This is a genomic window from Nocardiopsis changdeensis (assembly GCF_018316655.1).
Lineage (GTDB): Bacteria > Actinomycetota > Actinomycetes > Streptosporangiales > Streptosporangiaceae > Nocardiopsis > Nocardiopsis changdeensis.
The window spans coordinates 1,889,100-1,904,162 of the sequence record NZ_CP074133.1; the positions used below are offsets into that span (position 1 = coordinate 1,889,100).

Annotated in this window: 14 protein-coding genes; 10 read left to right on the top strand and 4 right to left on the bottom strand. The window is 76.0% G+C overall.

Going from position 1 to position 15,063, the window contains the following annotated elements; genetic code table 11:
• Positions 1–43: 43 nt before the first annotated feature.
• A complete protein-coding gene (locus KGD84_RS08720; protein WP_255646415.1) occupies positions 44–1,423 on the top strand; it encodes a sensor histidine kinase in 1,380 nt (459 codons plus the stop codon).
• An 8-nt stretch (positions 1,424–1,431) separates the two neighbouring features.
• Entirely contained in the window at positions 1,432–2,193 is a 762-nt protein-coding gene (locus KGD84_RS08725) for a response regulator (protein WP_370634438.1), read from the top strand.
• A 172-nt stretch (positions 2,194–2,365) separates the two neighbouring features.
• Here KGD84_RS08725 and KGD84_RS08730 read toward each other — a convergent pair whose 3' ends face one another.
• Positions 2,366–3,718 (bottom strand): MATE family efflux transporter, encoded by a 1,353-nt coding sequence (locus tag KGD84_RS08730; protein ID WP_255646416.1) that lies wholly within the window; start codon positions 3,716–3,718, stop codon positions 2,366–2,368.
• A gap of 282 nt (positions 3,719–4,000) precedes the next feature.
• Here KGD84_RS08730 and KGD84_RS08735 point away from each other — a divergent pair, with 282 nt between their 5' ends.
• Positions 4,001–4,453 (top strand): carboxymuconolactone decarboxylase family protein, encoded by a 453-nt coding sequence (locus tag KGD84_RS08735; RefSeq protein ID WP_220559753.1) that lies wholly within the window; start codon positions 4,001–4,003, stop codon positions 4,451–4,453.
• Between the two features lie 97 nt (positions 4,454–4,550).
• The gene (locus tag KGD84_RS08740) at positions 4,551–6,347 is read left to right on the top strand and encodes an AMP-dependent synthetase/ligase (RefSeq protein ID WP_220559754.1); all 1,797 of its coding nucleotides are present in this window, start codon (positions 4,551–4,553) and stop codon (positions 6,345–6,347) included.
• 150 nt (positions 6,348–6,497) lie between these two features.
• On the opposite strand, the gene KGD84_RS08745 is transcribed toward KGD84_RS08740, so the two are convergent.
• The gene (locus KGD84_RS08745; protein WP_220559755.1) at positions 6,498–7,031 is read right to left on the bottom strand and encodes a DUF7144 family membrane protein; all 534 of its coding nucleotides are present in this window, start codon (positions 7,029–7,031) and stop codon (positions 6,498–6,500) included.
• 205 nt (positions 7,032–7,236) lie between these two features.
• On the opposite strand from KGD84_RS08745, the gene KGD84_RS08750 reads away from it, so the two are divergent.
• The 5 genes from KGD84_RS08750 to KGD84_RS08770 all read left to right on the top strand — a co-directional run bounded on the left by KGD84_RS08750 (position 7,237) and on the right by KGD84_RS08770 (position 12,082).
• The gene (locus tag KGD84_RS08750) at positions 7,237–7,743 is read left to right on the top strand and encodes an ArsR/SmtB family transcription factor (RefSeq protein ID WP_220559756.1); all 507 of its coding nucleotides are present in this window, start codon (positions 7,237–7,239) and stop codon (positions 7,741–7,743) included.
• Between the two features lie 19 nt (positions 7,744–7,762).
• Positions 7,763–8,833 (top strand): serine hydrolase domain-containing protein, encoded by a 1,071-nt coding sequence (locus tag KGD84_RS08755; protein WP_220559757.1) that lies wholly within the window; start codon positions 7,763–7,765, stop codon positions 8,831–8,833.
• Positions 8,830–9,216, top strand: a complete 387-nt coding sequence (locus KGD84_RS08760) for a hypothetical protein (protein WP_220559758.1) — start codon at positions 8,830–8,832, stop codon at positions 9,214–9,216. The genes KGD84_RS08755 and KGD84_RS08760 overlap by 4 nt, the downstream gene beginning before the upstream one ends.
• 260 nt (positions 9,217–9,476) lie before the next feature.
• The gene (locus KGD84_RS08765) at positions 9,477–10,844 is read left to right on the top strand and encodes an ATP-binding protein (RefSeq protein ID WP_220559759.1); all 1,368 of its coding nucleotides are present in this window, start codon (positions 9,477–9,479) and stop codon (positions 10,842–10,844) included.
• Positions 10,841–12,082 (top strand): cytochrome P450, encoded by a 1,242-nt coding sequence (locus tag KGD84_RS08770; protein WP_220559760.1) that lies wholly within the window; start codon positions 10,841–10,843, stop codon positions 12,080–12,082. Before KGD84_RS08765 ends, KGD84_RS08770 begins: the two co-directional genes overlap by 4 nt.
• A gap of 44 nt (positions 12,083–12,126) precedes the next feature.
• Here the strand turns inward: KGD84_RS08770 and KGD84_RS08775 are convergent, their stop codons facing one another.
• Positions 12,127–13,248: a CU044_5270 family protein gene (locus KGD84_RS08775; RefSeq protein ID WP_220559761.1), complete on the bottom strand. Its 1,122-nt coding sequence runs from the start codon at positions 13,246–13,248 to the stop codon at positions 12,127–12,129.
• Entirely contained in the window at positions 13,245–13,868 is a 624-nt protein-coding gene (locus KGD84_RS08780; RefSeq protein ID WP_220559762.1) for an RNA polymerase sigma factor, read from the bottom strand. Before KGD84_RS08780 ends, KGD84_RS08775 begins: the two co-directional genes overlap by 4 nt.
• Before the next feature lie 199 nt (positions 13,869–14,067).
• Between KGD84_RS08780 and KGD84_RS08785 the strand changes: the two genes are divergently transcribed.
• Complete coding sequence (locus tag KGD84_RS08785; RefSeq protein ID WP_220559763.1) at positions 14,068–15,042, top strand: alpha/beta fold hydrolase; 975 nt, start codon at positions 14,068–14,070, stop codon at positions 15,040–15,042.
• The last annotated feature ends 21 nt before the right edge of the window (positions 15,043–15,063 follow it).

Consider the following 15,063-nt stretch of genomic DNA (forward strand, 5'->3'; position numbering starts at 1 on the left):
AGGTGCCGCCGCCCGCCCCCGGCCTACCCTGGAAGGGACGTCGGTGACGGGGGGCGTGATGGCGGGCGACGGGACCGGGAGCGGGACCGGGGAGGACGGGAGCGCGGAGCACCGCGGTGTCCGGCCCGGCCGGTGGGGCGTGACCTGGCGGACGGTGGTGGCGGTCGCCGCCGGGCTGGTGTGGGCCGTGCTGTACGCCCTCCTGTACGCGGCGGGGTACAACTCCTATGTGCCCCCGTGGCTGAGGGGCGTGGACGTGGCCCTGGGCGCTGCGGCCTCGGTGGCGCTGCTCGCGCGGCCCCGGCACCCCCTGGGCACGGCGGTGGCCGTCGGGCTGATCTCGGCCGTGTCCTCGGCCTCGGTGGTGGCGCTGGTCATCGCGCTCATCGGGCTCGCCGCGCGCCGTCCCTGGTGGCAGGCGGCCGCGGTCGTGGCGGGCACCCTGCTCGTCGGACTGCCCTGGTTCCTGCTCCTGGTCCCCGGCCACCAGGTCTCCTTCGCGATCGCGGTCACCGTGCTCCTGCTCTCGGGCTGCCTGGGCTGGGGGCTGGCGATCAAGTCCCGGCTCCGGCTGGTCGAGCGGCTGCGCGAGGACGTGCTGCGCGCCCGCGCCGACCGGGACCGCAGGCTGGACGAGGCCCGCGCGGACGAGCGCCGGCGCATCGCCCGCGAGATGCACGACGTCCTCGCCCACCGGATGTCCCTGCTGTCGGTGCACGCGGGGGCCCTGGCCTACCGTGTCCGCCAGAGCGAGCAGGGCCAGGCCCCGCCGCCGACCGCCGAGGAGCTCGGCGCGGCCGTCCAGGTCATCCGCGACAACGCCCACCGGGCGCTGGACGAGCTGGGCGGGGTGCTGGCGGTGCTGCGCGCCGCCGACACCGCCCGGGACGGGGACGGCGGCGGACCGGGGGAGGAGGGCACCGCCCCACCCCAGCCGACCCTCGCCGACCTGGACCGGCTGCTGTGCGAGGCCGCCGACTCCGGGCAGCGCGTGACCGCCCGGGTGGAGCTGCCCGAGGGCGCCGTCCTCGCCGACCGGGTGGGCCGCAGCGCCTACCGGGTGGTGCAGGAGGGGCTGACCAACGCCCGCAAGCACGCCCCGGGGGCCCGGGTGGAGGTGCGGGTCCACGGCGGTCCGGGGCGGGGGCTGGCGGTGTCGGTGCGCAACCCGCTGCCGGTCGGGGTGGCCGTGTCCGAGATCCCCGGGGCGAGCGCCGGGCTCACCGGCCTGGCCGAACGCGTGGGCCTCGACGGCGGCGCCCTGGCCCACGGGCCCGACGGGGGCGCCTTCCGCCTGGACGCGGAGCTGCCCTGGCCCGAGGGCGCTCCGGCCCCGCGACCATCCGGGACGGCGGCCCCGGGGGAGCCCGCCCGCCCACCGGTCCCGGCGGGCTCCGCGGCCCGCGCCCCGGGGGTGCGATAGTGGGGGGCGTGGACACACCCGTGCGCGTTCTCCTGGTCGACGACGACCCGCTGGTGCTGACCGGGCTGCGGATCATGCTCTCCGGGGCGCCCGGCCTGGCCGTGGTCGGGGAGGCCGCCGACGGGGAGCAGGTGGTCGCCGCGGTGGCCGAGCACCGGCCCCACGTGGTGCTCATGGACGTGCGCATGCCGGGCATGGACGGGATCGCCGCCACCCGGGCGCTGCGCACCGGCGGCGCCGACGACCCCCAGGTCATCGTGCTGACCACCTTCGACGCCGACGACACCGTCGCCCGGGCGCTGCGCGCCGGGGCCGCCGGGTACCTGCTCAAGCACACCGAGCCGGAGAGGATCGTCGAGGCGGTGCACCGGGCCGCCTCCGGTGAGCCGGTGCTCTCGCCCGCCGTCGCCCGCGCCCTCATGGACCGGGTCGCGGCCGGCACCGGGCCCGGTACCGGAACCCGGGACGGCGGCGCCGGCCCGGGCGATGCCGCCGGGGGCGGATCGGCCGGGCCGGGCCCCGGGGGCGGACGGGACGCCGAGCGCCGCCGCGCCGCCCGGGAGCGGCTGGCCCTGCTCACCGTCCGCGAGCGCGAGGTGGCCGACGCGGTCGCCGCCGGGCTGTCCAACACCGAGATCGCCCGAGCCCTGCACATGTCGCTGGGCACGGTGAAGGCGCACATCTCCAGCGCGCTCACCAAACTCGACCTGGCCGGGCGGGTGCCGCTGGCGCTGCTCGCCCACGACGCCCGCGACCCCGACCTGCCCTGACCCCGATCCGTCCTGACGGCGGTCCCCTGACCCCGTACCGCCCTGATGGCGCCCCCCGGCGGCGGCCCCGGACCGCGACCTGTCCCGCCCCTGCTCCGCCCTGGTGGCGGCCCGTTCCGGCAGCGGCCCTCCCTGGCCGCGGCCCGTTCCGGTGGAGGCCGGGGGCGGCCCCTCAGAGGTGGGCGGACCGCCTTCGGAAAGCCGCGGTCTGGCCCACGACGAGGCCGGCGTTGGCCACCGCGTAAGCGGTCCAGACCCCGGCGAGCCCGCCCAGCGCGGCGGCGGGCGCCGCCGCCAGGCACAGCAGCCCGTAGCAGACCGCGAACGTGTACATCGAGTACCGCGCCTGCTTGAGCCCCAGCAGCCCCATCCCCGGCAGCGACTGCACGGCGTCGGCCGCCACCGCCGCCGCCAGCACCGGCAGCAGCGCGACGACCGCCTCCCGCACCTCCGGGTCGGGCGTGAACACCCCCACCACGGACCCGCCCGACGCCCACAGCAGCACCAGGCCGACCGCCACCGCGGGCACCGCCACCAGGTACCCGGCGGTGACGGGACGGCGCACCCCCGCCACCGACCCCCGCTTGGCGGCCCGGACCGTGAACGGGATGCCGGACTGGCCCACCGCGACCGCCGGGAGGAACAGCAGGTTGGCGATGACAACCAGCACCTGGTGCGCGGCCGCCTGCTCCGTGCCGATGCGGGCCACCACCAGGCCCAGCAGGCTCAGCGCCCCGAACTTGATGAGCAGCGTGGCCCCGGTGGGCAGCCCGACCCGGGCGATCCTCACGACACCCGCCCACTCGGGCGCGCCCGTCCCCACCCGGTGTCCGCGCAGCACGGTCCGGCGGCGCGAGACGTACAGGAACAGCGCCGCCATGAGGCAGCCGTCCGCGAACAGCGCCAGCGCCGCCCCGGTCAGCCCCAGCCCGGGGACGGGTCCCGCGCCCAGCACGAGCAGCGGGGTGACGGTCACCGCCACACCGGTGTTGACCAGGCTCAGCAGCATCACCGACCGGTTCCGCCCCAGGCCGATGAGCAGCACCGTCACCGATGCCTTGAGCGCGGAGGCCACCAGGGCCAGACCCGCCAGCACCGCGGGCAGCACGCCCAGCGCCGCCAGGGTCGGCCCGGCCACCCCGATCGCCCGTGCCCACAGCGGGGCCAGGGCCAGGACGGCCCCGCCCGCCCCGCCCATGAGCAGGGCCAGCCAGGTGGAGTCGCCCACCACGGGCGCCAGCGCGGCCGGGTCGTCCCCGTTCTCGGCGATGAACGGCATCGACCCGCGCAGCGCCCCCTGCACCACCATGAGCAGCGGGTTGAACACCGTGATGAGCAGCGCGTAGGCGGCCAGGTCGGCGGTGGCGGTGTTGCCGATCACGCCGACCGTGACCATGCTCCCGGCGGTCCCGGCGAGCATCGAGCAGTACAGGGGGAACGCCTTGCCCCCCAACCGCAGCGCGGTCCGTCCCAGCGGTGCGGGGGAGTCGGCCTGTTCGGACGCGGTCGGGGGTTCCGTGGTCACGGCGGGGGCCTCCCGGGGTGGTTCCCGATGGGTCCCGGAAAACGTAGCACCCTTTTTCTGGAGGCTCCGGAAGAATGTGTCGATAAAAGTCCTCTCCATCACGGCGGCGATTCTTCTGAAAAAGGCCTCCCGCCGTTCGGTGCCGAACGGCGTCCGCAGCCCCGCCGACGCGCGGCCCGCGGTGCCGGAAAGGGCGGCCCCGACCCCGGGAAGAGCCGCGTCGTCGAGTACGTTGCCGGTAGTGCGGGCCATGCGGGCCCGCCCCGACCGAGGAGGAGCCCCGTGTCCCAGAACCGCATCGTGTGGTCCAAGCAGGTCCCGGAGATCTATTCCAAACTCGACGAGGTCGACGCCCTCGTCGCCGAGCACCTCGACATCACCCTGCTCGAATTGGTGAAACTGCGCTCCTCGGTCCTCAACGGCTGCTCGTTCTGCGTCGACCTGCACACCCGCCGGGCGCTCAAGGAGGGCGAGTCGCAGCAGCGCCTCTTCCTGGTGTCGGCCTGGTACGAGGCGGGGGAGAACTTCACCCCGGCCGAGCGCGCGGCGCTGGCCCTCACCGACGAGATGACCCGCCTGGGCGACCGCGGGGTCTCGGACGAGGTCTACGCGGAGGCGGCCGAGCACTTCGACGACAAGCAGCTGGCCGCCCTGGAGGTCGCGATCTCGATGATCAACCTCTACAACCGGCTGGCGGTCACCTCGCAGCTGCACCCGCGACCCCGCAGGGGCTGAGTGCCGTTCGGGGTCTGTCCGGGGAGGGGGCCCGGTGTTACGCTCGCCTGTGCTCTAGATCACATCTGAGTGCAGTGACGACCGTCAGGAGCCCTTCGTGCCCCCAGCCGTCTCCCCTGACCACACCCTCGCGCACCTCCTCGAACACAACGCCGCCGTCCACCCCGACCTGCCTGCCCTGTCCTGGCGCTCCGGTGCCGACTGGGAGACCCTCACCTGGTCCGAGGTGAACGCGGCCGTCGCCCGCCTCGCCCAGGGCTACGCCTCGCTCGGCGTGGCCCCGGGCGACCGCGCCCTGCTGATGATGGGCGACCGGCCCGAGCACTGGCTCTCCGACCTGGCGCTGGTGCACATCGGCGCGGTCCCCACCACCGTCTACGGCACCGCCGCACCCGAGCAGATCGCCTACATCGCCCGGCACAGCGGGGCCCGCCTCGCGGTCGTGGAGGACGCCGCCGTCGCGGCCGCCTGGGAACCCCTGGCCACCGACCCGGGCACGGCGCTGGAGTCCCTGGTCGTGGTCTCGGGGGCCGACCCCGGCCGCGGCCACCTCGACTACGCCGCCCTGGCCGCCACCCCCGAGGGCGACGCGTTCGGGCGCCGCCACGACCTCAAGCCCGATGACCTGCTCACGGTCGTCTACACCTCCGGGACCACCGGCGACCCCAAGGGCGTGGCGGTCACCCACCGGCGGATGCTCGCCAACCTGGCCGCCCTGGACTCCCTCATCGACCTGCCCGAGCACGCCGCCCACATCTGCTACCTGCCGCTGGCCCACATCGCCGAGCGCGTCCTGGGCCTGTACCTGCCGCTGCTGCGCGCCTCCCACGTGTGGATGTGCGACGACCCGGCCCGGCTGGTGGAGGTGCTGCGGCACGTGCGCCCGCCCCAGTTCTTCGGGGTGCCCCGGGTGTGGGAGAAGCTGGCCTCGGCGCTGCGGGCGGGCATCGCGGGGCTGCCCGAGGAGCAGCGCGCGGGGATCGAGGCCGCCATGGCGGTGGCCACCGAGCACACCGCCTGTCTGGAGCGCGGCGAGCCGGTCCCGCCGGACCTGGCCGAACGGTTCGCGGCGGTCCGCGGCCTCGCGCTGACCCCGCTCCTGGAGAAGGTCGGGCTGGACCGCGTGGTGTGGGCCTCCAGCGCCTCCGCCCCGATGCCCCAGGAGGTCGTCCGCTTCTGGGCGGGCCTGGGCGTGCCGGTCATGGACGCCTGGGGCCTGACCGAATCCCTGGGCGTGGCCACCGTCAACACCCCGACGGCCGGGTTCCGGCTGGGCTCGGTGGGGCGCCCGCTCGCCACGGTGGAGGTCCGGGTCGCCGACGACGGCGAGGTCCTGCTGCGCGGCGAGACGGTGTTCGACGGGTACGTGGACGCCGGGGGCGCGGTGCGGCCGGCCACCGACGCCGACGGCTGGTTCGCCACCGGCGACGTCGGGCGCCTGGACGGGGACGGCCACCTGTGGATCATCGACCGCAAGAAGGAGATCATCGTGACCAGCGGGGGCAAGAACGTCTCGCCCGCCCTGGTGGAGAACACCCTCAAGGAGCACCCGCTGGTCGGCCAGGTCTACGCCCACGGGGACGGCCGGCCCTACCTGGTGGCCCTGGTGGTGCCCGACCGCGAGGTCGCCCCGGTGTGGGCGGCGGCCCGGGGCATCGACACCGGCGGGGACTGGGACGCGCTGGTCGCCCATCCGGAGGTGAACGCCGAGCTGGAGCGCGCCGTCGCCGCGGCCAACGCCCGGCTGAGCCGGGCCGAGCAGGTCAAGCGCCACCGCGTGCTGGCGGGGGAGTGGGGCCCGGACACCGGTGAGCTCACCCCCTCCCTCAAGCTCCGGCGGCGCGTCATCCGGGACAGGTACGCGGAGGAGCTGGACGCCCTCTACCGGGACTGACGCCGCTCTCCGCCGCGGCCCCGCGCCTGCGGGGCCCGGGCGGAACCGGCGGGAGCAGGCGGGAGGGGCGCCCCGTCCGGGGCGCCCCTCCTGTCCGTGTTCCGCTGGGCCTGCCTGTTCTCGGCCGTCCGGTGCCCGGCCGGTCCGGGCTCAGCCGGCGGGCCGGCCGCGCTCGGTCGGGTGCCCGGCGGTCTGCTCCGGGGCCCGCGCGGGCCGGGGCGCCTCGTGCGCGGCCTGGTAGCCGCTCCGGTAGGCCTCCTGCTCGGCGGCGCTCATCCCGGCCGACGTTCCGGAGCCCTCCCGGGCGGCCCTGCTGGGCCACCCGGCGGTCAGGCCGTAGATCACCAGGATGTCGATGGCGATGGCCACCATCGACCACACCGGCATGGCCATGACGAACGCCAGCTGGGCCAGGGCGTTGAGGCAGGCCAGCACGATGGCGAAGACCCGGGCCCAGGTGCTGCCGGACAGCAGGGACAGCCCCGAGGCCACCAGGACCACGCCCCACAGGCCGAGCAGGACGCCCCAGGCGCCGTAGCCCATGACGAGCATCTGCGTGTCGCCGACCACGTAGAACTCCGGCGTGAACAGGGCGACCAGCCCCTGGATGATGTTGACCGCCCCGATCACGATCATCAGGGTCGCGGCGAAGAACTGCCATCCGTTGGGTGAATCTCCACGCATCTCGTCTCCTCCCCGACCGGGCGCGACGGTCCGGGCCCCGGCCCCTCGGACGTGCACGGAAGACGCGGGACGCGCTCCGCCCCTTCATGATCTGCCGGTCCGGGTCAGCGGAACGCCAGCGGTCGTCCCGCATCCGGCAAAGCCGGACGTGCCCTCGCGTTTCTACGGAATTACGTAATTACGGATTTCCTGGTATGGTCCGGGTGTGGCAGATGAGACGACCGAACGCAGGCTGGCCGACCTGGAGGCCAGGATCGCCGCGCTGGAGGCACGCGGCACGGCCGGGCCCGCGCCGGAGGCCGACGGCGACCCGTTCTTCGCCCTGGACGCCCTGAAGCGGCGCGTCACCGGAGCCGGAGGCGTGGTCTTCGCCGGGGTCGTCGGCTCGGGCCCCGAGGCCGTCGAGTGGCAGCAGGGCCTGCCCGCGGAACGGCTGGCCGCGGAGGACTGGTCCCGCCGCGCCGGGGCGCTGGACGCCCTGGGGCACCCGGTCCGCCTCCAGCTGCTCCAGGCGGTCTGGCAGGGCACCGACACCGTCGCCGCCCTGGCCGAACGCTCCGACTTCGGCACGACCGGCCAGATCTACCACCACGTCAACCTGCTGGCCGCCGCCGGATGGCTCGTCACCGTCCGGCGCGGCCGCTACGCAGTCCCTCCCGAACGCCTCGTCCCGCTCCTGGTGATCCTCACCGCCGCGGGCGGGGCCGTCTGACCCGAGAGAGAGGTGGCCCGTGCACACCCGCACCGCCGTGGCGGCCCTCCTGGCCGCGCTCCTGGTCATCGCCCTGGGCGTCGCGGTCGCCCCGCGCGTCCCGACGCTCTCCGCCGCCGGGACCGGTGACCCGGACCTGCTCGACCGCGCCCGTGACCTGTACGCCGACGGCCCCCGCGACCTGCTCGCCGTCGTCGAGGTCGACGGCGCCGACACCGCCGCCGCCCACTTCGGCGGCGGGGCCGACACCGACTTCGAGGTCGGCTCCATCGCCAAGACCATGACCGCCCTGCTCCTGGCCGACGCGATCGAGCGCGGCGAGGTCGCCGAGGAGACGCGGCTGGGCGACCTGCTCGACCTCGGCGACGCCCCGGCCGCCGACGTCACCCTGGCCGAACTGGCCTCCCACCGCTCCGGGCTGCCCAGGCTCCCCTCCCGGTTCCGGGACGTCGTGAACGCCGCGATCGCCGCCAACTTCCTGGGACGCGACCCCTACCGCTACGACGAGGCCGCCCTGCTGGACCAGGCGCGCGCCGCCGAGCTCACCGACCGGGGCGAGTCCCGCTACTCCAACCTGGGCTTCGCCCTGCTGGGCCTGGCCCTGGCCGAGGCGGCCGGGGCCGACTACCCGGACCTGCTGCGCGAACGCCTGCTGGACCCGCTCGGCATGCACGACACGTACCTCCCCCGCACCGAGGCGGACCTGCCCGCCGGCGCGACCCTCGGACACACCGCGAAGGGCCGCACCGCCGCCCCCTGGCTCGCCATGGCCTACGCCCCCACCGGCGGCGTCCGCTCCACCCCGGCCGATATGGAGCGGTTCGCCCGCGCGCTGCTGGACGGCACCGCGCCCGGTGCGGCGGCCCTGGAACCGCGCTGGCCGGACGGCGAGGACCGCATCGGCTACGCGTGGGTCGCCACCGACGTGGACGGCACCGAGGTGACCTGGCACAACGGGGGCACCGGAGGGTTCACCTCCATGCTGGCCCTGGACCGGGAGGCCGGCCGGGCGGTCGTCGTGCTCTCCAACACCACCGCCGAGGTGGAGGGGCAGGCCGTCGAGCTGCTCACCGGAAAGGAGTGGTCGTGAACACCGAATCGGTCGCCGTCGTCATCAGCGCCTTCTTCTGCCTCTGGTGGGCCGTCGCCGCCGTGTCCCTCGTCCTGGCCGCCCGCCCGGGCTCGGGCGGGCGCCGTCTCGCCGACCGCTGGGACGCGCTGTCCCGCACGGCCTCGCTGGCCTTCCTCGTCCCCATCTGCCTGGTCGCCGTCACCTGGACGGCCGTCCCGGTCGCCCTGTGGTACCTGCTGACCGCTCTGACCGCCGCGGCGGTCGCCCTCGTCGTGCTGCGCCTGCCCGGCCTGCCCGCCCGCGGGCAGGACGCCGGGGCGCCCGGCCGCCGCGCCTCGGCGATCGGCAACACCGCGCTGGCCGCGGCGCTCGTCTGCGCGCTCGCCCTGTTCCTGCCCTGAAAAGGGCCGGGGGGAATCCGGGACGACGGGACGATGCCTCGACCGGTGAATGCATTGTCCTGACAAATGGCGAATTCGGTGATCAAGGTACGTGCCGACCTGGGGGAATCCCGCTTTTTCGGCGGGGATTCCTTTTTGTAAGCCACGCGCCGAACGCGAATGTGGTCTAACGTGAAAATCGTCCGACCGCGCGTTCCCGGCGAGCGCCGTGGCCCGTCGAACGCGCGGCGGGACCCCCTTCCGTTCGACCCGAGGACCCCATGCCGACCGACTCCCGCGACCGGACCCGGACCTCCGTGCACCCCGCCCACCAGGCCCTCATCGCCCTCCTGGCCACCGCCGTCCTCGTCGTCCCCGCCTGGGCGTGGACGGTGGCCGCGGTCGGCGTCCGGGACCGCCCCCTGGTCGCCGCGGCCGCCGGGGCGTTCGGCGCGGCCCTGTGCGCGGCCGTCGCCGTGGCCGCCCACCGCGCCGCCACCGTCCACGTGGTCCGGGACGGGCGTATCCGGGCCCAGGCGGCGGGCGAGACCCTCGAACACGAGGCCGCGCTGCTGGCCGACCACCTCCTGCCCGCCCTGGCCGAGGGCGTCCGCGCCGGGCGCACCGTCCGGGAGGTCCTGGCCGCGCACCCCCCGGTCCGGCACGCGGCACTGGACCGGCTGCTGCGCGCGGCCGGGGGAGAACTCGACCTGGCCGCCCGCCGGGCCGAGCACGCCCGGGCGCTCATCGCCCGCTGCGAACGGCGGATCACCGACCTGGACCGCACCTGGCTGCCGCTGCTGACCGCCCGCATCCGCGCCGACCGCCGCGCCGCCGCCGAGGCCGCCGACCCGCCGCCCCCGCCCAGCGGGCACCAGCCCATCGACGACGCCCTGACCCGGCTGTGCGACCACGTCCGGGACGAGCTGCTGACCGCCGCCCGCCGCACCGATACCGCGCTGGCCGCCACCGCCGCCTGCGGAGCCCGCCTGCGCGCCGGGCTGGAGACCGCCGCCGAGCACCTGCACACCCTGCGGGAGACCCACGGCGACCGGCCCGAGGTCCGCGAGGACCTGGTGGAGGCGGGCCGGGTCCTGGCCCGCACCGTCCGGACCGCCGACACCCTGGTCACCCTCGCGGGCGGCGGCCTCGGCCGCCGCGACACCGGGACCGTCCCCCTGCCCGAGGTCCTGCGCCGGGCGACCCGGCGCATCGGCGCCCACCGGCGGGTGCGCGCCCGCGGCGCCGAGGGGGTGGAGGTCCTCGGCCAGGCCGCCGAGCCGCTGGCCCGCGTCCTGACCGAGCTGCTCGACAACGCCGCCGCCTTCTCCGGACCTGACACCGAGGTGCTCGTCCGGGCCGAGGAGGGGGAGGAGGGGGTCCTCCTGAGCGTCGAGGACGGCGGCCCCGGGATGCGCCGCCGCGAACGCGAGGCCGCCCGGGCCCGCATCGACTCCCCGGGGGGACTCCAGACCCTGGACGGGGAGCGCACCGGGCTGGCCGTGGTCGGCCTCATCGCGGCCCGCCACCGCTTCTCCGTGGACTTCGGCGCCTCCGCGCAGGGCGGGCTCAGGGTCGGCGTCCTGGTCCCGCGGACCCTGGTCGCGGCGGCCGGCCCGGTGACCGCGGGCGCGGGGATCGCCTCGTGAGCGCGGACGACCCGTTCCGGTGGCGGAAGGCGCCCGACACCCCGGTCCCGGCGAGCGGCGGCCCGCCGCCGCCCTCTCCCGACCACGCCGACGCGCCCCGCCTGTACGGGGACGGGGTCCGCCGCGACGTCCCGGGCCTGTACGCCCGCCTGCGCGCGCTCGGCCCGGTCGCCCCGGTCCTGCTGGAGCGGGACGTCCCCGCCTGGTTCGTCTCCGGCGTGCGCGAGCTGCGGCAGGTGATGGGGCGGCCCGAATGGTTCTCCCGGGACCACCGCCGGTGGAACCTCTGGGACCGGGTCGGCGCCGACCACCCGGTACTCGAACACGTGCTGTGCGCGCCGGTGCCGTTCGGCGAGGACGGCGGGGACCGGGCCGACGCGGTCGGCGACGCCCTGGCCGCCGTCGACGGGACCGACCTGCGCGACCTGGCGGTGCGGGTCTGCCTGGAGCGCATCGACGCCTTCGCCGCCGCGGGGAGTGCCGACCTGGTCGCCGACTACGCCCGGCACGTCCCGGCGCGCGTGTTCGCCCGCCTGTGCGCTCCGGGGGACGACCCGTCCCCGTTCGCGGACCTGGTCGCCGCGGCGGACCCCGGTCCGGGGGCCGTCCCGGCCCGCCGCCGCCTGCACGCCCGCCTCACGGAGCTGCTGCTGGACCGCCGCCGCCTGCCGCGCGCCGACCCGCTCTCCCTGCTGGCCGCCCGCCGGACGCCGGCGGACCCGGGGGAGCCCGCCCTGGACCTGCTCCTGGCGCTGGTCCACGGCCAGGCCACCACCGGCGACTGGATCGCCGGCGCCCTGCGCCTGGCCCTGGCCGGCGACGGCCCGGCGGCGGCGCTGGCCGCGGGGCGGACCACTGTCCCGGGGTTCCTCGAGGAAACACTGTGGCGGGACACCCCCGCCCGCAACACGGCGGGCCGCTGGGCGGTGCAGGACTGCGACCTGGGCGGCCGCCGGATCCGCCGCGGCGACCTGCTCGTGCTGGGGCTGGCTGCGGCGGGCCGCGACGCGCCGCGCACCGCGCGGGAGCGGCCCCGGGTCTTCTTCGGCCACGGGGAGCGCGGCTGTCCGCACCCCGCGCCCGGGGTCGCGGCGGCGATCGCCGCCGCCGCGGTGGAGACCGCTCTGGAGCACCTGCCGGACCTGCGGGCGGTCCCGTCCGGACCGGACCGCGGGCCCTCACCGTGGGCGGGCGGCCCGGACCGCCTCCCGGTGGCCTTCACACCCCGCCCGCGGTGACGCCCCGGTCCGCCCCCCTGGGGAAGCGGGGGGCGGACCGGGGGTCACTCCCCGCGCAGGTCCTGGTAGTCGACGGGCACCGCCGGCTCGCCGATCTCCTGGACGAAACCGGCCTCCTCGTAGGCCACCCAGACCTCGCCGCCGGCGCGGTGCTCGCTCAGCAGGGTGCCGGTCCCGGGGTCGATGATCCAGTAGGTCGTCAGCTCCTCGTCCTGGGGGGCGAGCGCGTAGGGGACCGCCACCTTGTAGCCCGCCCGCCCGAGCGGGTCCTCGGCCGGCCCGACCAGCCGGATCCCCTCCAGCCCCGCCGCCACGGTGAAGAGCGCCCCACGGGTGTCGCCGCGCACCGGGGAGGTGGCCAGGTCGGCGAAGGCCTCCCTCAGGTAGGCGTCGAAGTGCTCCTCCGTCCCCTGCCCGGGCTCGCCTCCCCGTTCCACCTCCGCCGTCCACTGCTCACGCAGCAGGACCTCCAGCCCCTCCGCGTCCCCGGGGAGCCGCGGCAGCTCGGAGACCCTCAGGTTCAGCATGTTGACGCCCTCGCCCCGGTACGCGGTGCTCATCGGGGTGGTGTGGTCCAATTCGGGGGACCCGGCCTCCTCCCACGCCCTCTCGTCCGCCTCGCTGGGGAAGGTGGTCTCCGTGCGGAGGTTGAGGTTGTTCAGTGTCCGGAACCCGCCGCCCAACTCGACCCACTCCTCCTCGGTGAAGGTCTGGAGGGCGGTGTACTCGGCCTGGCCGTAGTCCAGCGGGCCCGCCGGGCGGTGGTTGCGGGTGCGCACGTACCAGAAGCCGCCCTGCTCCTCCTCCTGCGCCGCGGCCGCCTCGGCGGCGGCCGCGAGCAGCTCCCGCGCGTCCGCGTAGGCGGGGGCCTCCGTGCCGCTGTTCTGCACGTCGGCGCCGCCCGGCTCACCGGGGACCACGAGCCGTTCCGGGGAGTACACGAAGAGTCCGGCGGCGACCGCGGCGGCGGTGGCCAGCGCGCCCACCGTCACCGGGAGCCGCCAGCGGCGGTCGGCGGCGGCACGCAGGAACGCGCGCCGGCCGCCCGCGGCCCGGGCCCGCGCCAGGACCTGTTCCCGGTTCGCCCGGCTCAGTTCTTCGGCGCGCTCGCGCAGGGCCGGGGGCTCCAGCGCGGACACGGTGTCGAGGATGTCTTCCTGGATCATCGGGCCTCCTGGTGCACGGTGCGGACGATGGTGTGGTCGGGGGTGCGGGGGCCGGGCGGCCGCGGATCGGGGGAGCCGCGCCCCCGCCCCCGGCGGGCCGCGGAGCCCTCCAGGGCCTCCAGTTCCTTGAGCAGTGCGCGGCGGGCGCGGTGCAGGCGGACCGAGAAGGTCCCGGCCGAGCAGCCCACCACCCGTCCCGCCTCGGCGGGGGAGAGCCCGTTCCAGGCGACGAGGGTCAGCGCCTCCACGTGCTTCTCGGACAGCTCGCTCAGGGCCCGGACGGCGCTCTCGCGCAACACGAACCGCTCGGCGACGTCCCACTCCTGCTCGTCGCGCCGGTCGGCCAGCTCGGCCAGCCGCCGCAGCAGGGTCTCCCGGCGCATCCGGGCGCCGTACTGCTTGCGCAGCAGGTTGCGGGCCACGCCCAACAGCCAGGGCAGCGGCGGGTCCGGGAGGGCGGACAGCTTGCGCCAGGCGATCACGAACGTCTCACTGGCCACCTCCTCGGCCACCGTCTCGTCCGCGCGCAGGAGACAGAACGCCAGGATCCTGGCGTGATATCGGTCGTAGAGATCCGCCAACCGGTCGGTGGGCGGGGCATCGGCCCTGTCGGTCCTCATCGGTCTCCTTCGCCGTCATCGGACTCTCGGGGAAGTAGTCCTCGGCGGGGCGGGCGGGATTACCGCCGGGGTCCCTTTTCCTCTGGCATCCGCCGACGTGTCCGAGAACGTTCGCTCCGTGTCGCCCGGCGGGGCGGACGGAGCGGCGGCCCGCACAGTAGCGTGGCCGTGACCCCCCCGATCGACCGAGTAACGGACGGTGGACATGGCGCACAGGGACATCCGGGTCAACGGAGTCCGACTGCACATCGCGGAGCAGGGGAGCGGGCCGCTGGTCCTGCTCCTGCACGGGTTCCCCGAGGGCTGGTACTCCTGGCGGTACCAGCTCACGGCCCTGGCCGAGGCCGGATACCGGGTCGTCGCCCCCGACCAGCGCGGGTACGGCCGCAGCGACCGCCCGAAGGAGGTGTCGGACTACTCGCTGCCGCACCTGGTGGGCGACGTGGTCGCGCTCATCGACGCGCTGGGGGAGGAGCGGGCCGTCGTGGTGGGCCACGACTGGGGCGCCCCGGTCGCCTGGGCCACCGCGCTCATGCGCCCGGACCTGGTGCGCGGGGTGGTCGGCCTGAGCGTGCCGCCGGCGCCCCCGGCGATGATGCCGCCGCCCTCGGTGACGCGGAAGCTCTACGGCGAGGGCTACTACCAGGTCTACTTCCAGGAGCCGGGCCGGGCCGACGCGGAGATGGCCGCCGACCCGGTCCGGTTCCTGCGGCGGCTCCTGGCGGGTGGCTCCGGCGACAAGCCCGGCGTCGACGAGCCCGGGCTGTGGATGATCCCCGAGGGGACGACGGCCGTGGACAGCCTGCCCGAACCGGAGACGCTGCCCGGCTGGCTCACCGAGGACGCCGTGCGGTTCTTCGCCCGCGAGCACGCCCTGCACAAGGAGCACGCCTACACCGGGCCGCTGAACTGGTACCGCAACATCGAGGCCAACCAGGGGCTGATGTCCCCCTTCCGAGGGCGCACCATCGACGTGCCCGGGCTGTACATGGTGGGCACGATGGACCTGGTCCTGGCCATGCGCGGGGTCCCGGAGCTGCGTGCGGCGCTCACCTCGATCGTCCCGGACCTGCGGGGGGACGTCACCCTGCCGGGCTGCGGCCACTGGACGCAGCAGGAACGGCCGGAGGAGGTCAACGCGGCCCTGCTGGAGTTCCTCGCCGGGCTCGACTGAGCCCCCGGCCCCGCCGCGCCC

What these genes read in the sequence shown, in the direction of transcription:
- KGD84_RS08780 (WP_220559762.1), bottom strand. Translation starts at nt 13,868, where the DNA reads ATGAGGACCGACAGGGCCGATGCCCCGCCCACCGACCGGTTGGCGGAT.
- KGD84_RS08765 (WP_220559759.1), top strand. Translation starts at nt 9,477, where the DNA reads ATGCCGACCGACTCCCGCGACCGGACCCGGACCTCCGTGCACCCCGCC.
- KGD84_RS08745 (WP_220559755.1), bottom strand. Translation starts at nt 7,031, where the DNA reads ATGCGTGGAGATTCACCCAACGGATGGCAGTTCTTCGCCGCGACCCTG.
- KGD84_RS08775 (WP_220559761.1), bottom strand. Translation starts at nt 13,248, where the DNA reads ATGATCCAGGAAGACATCCTCGACACCGTGTCCGCGCTGGAGCCCCCG.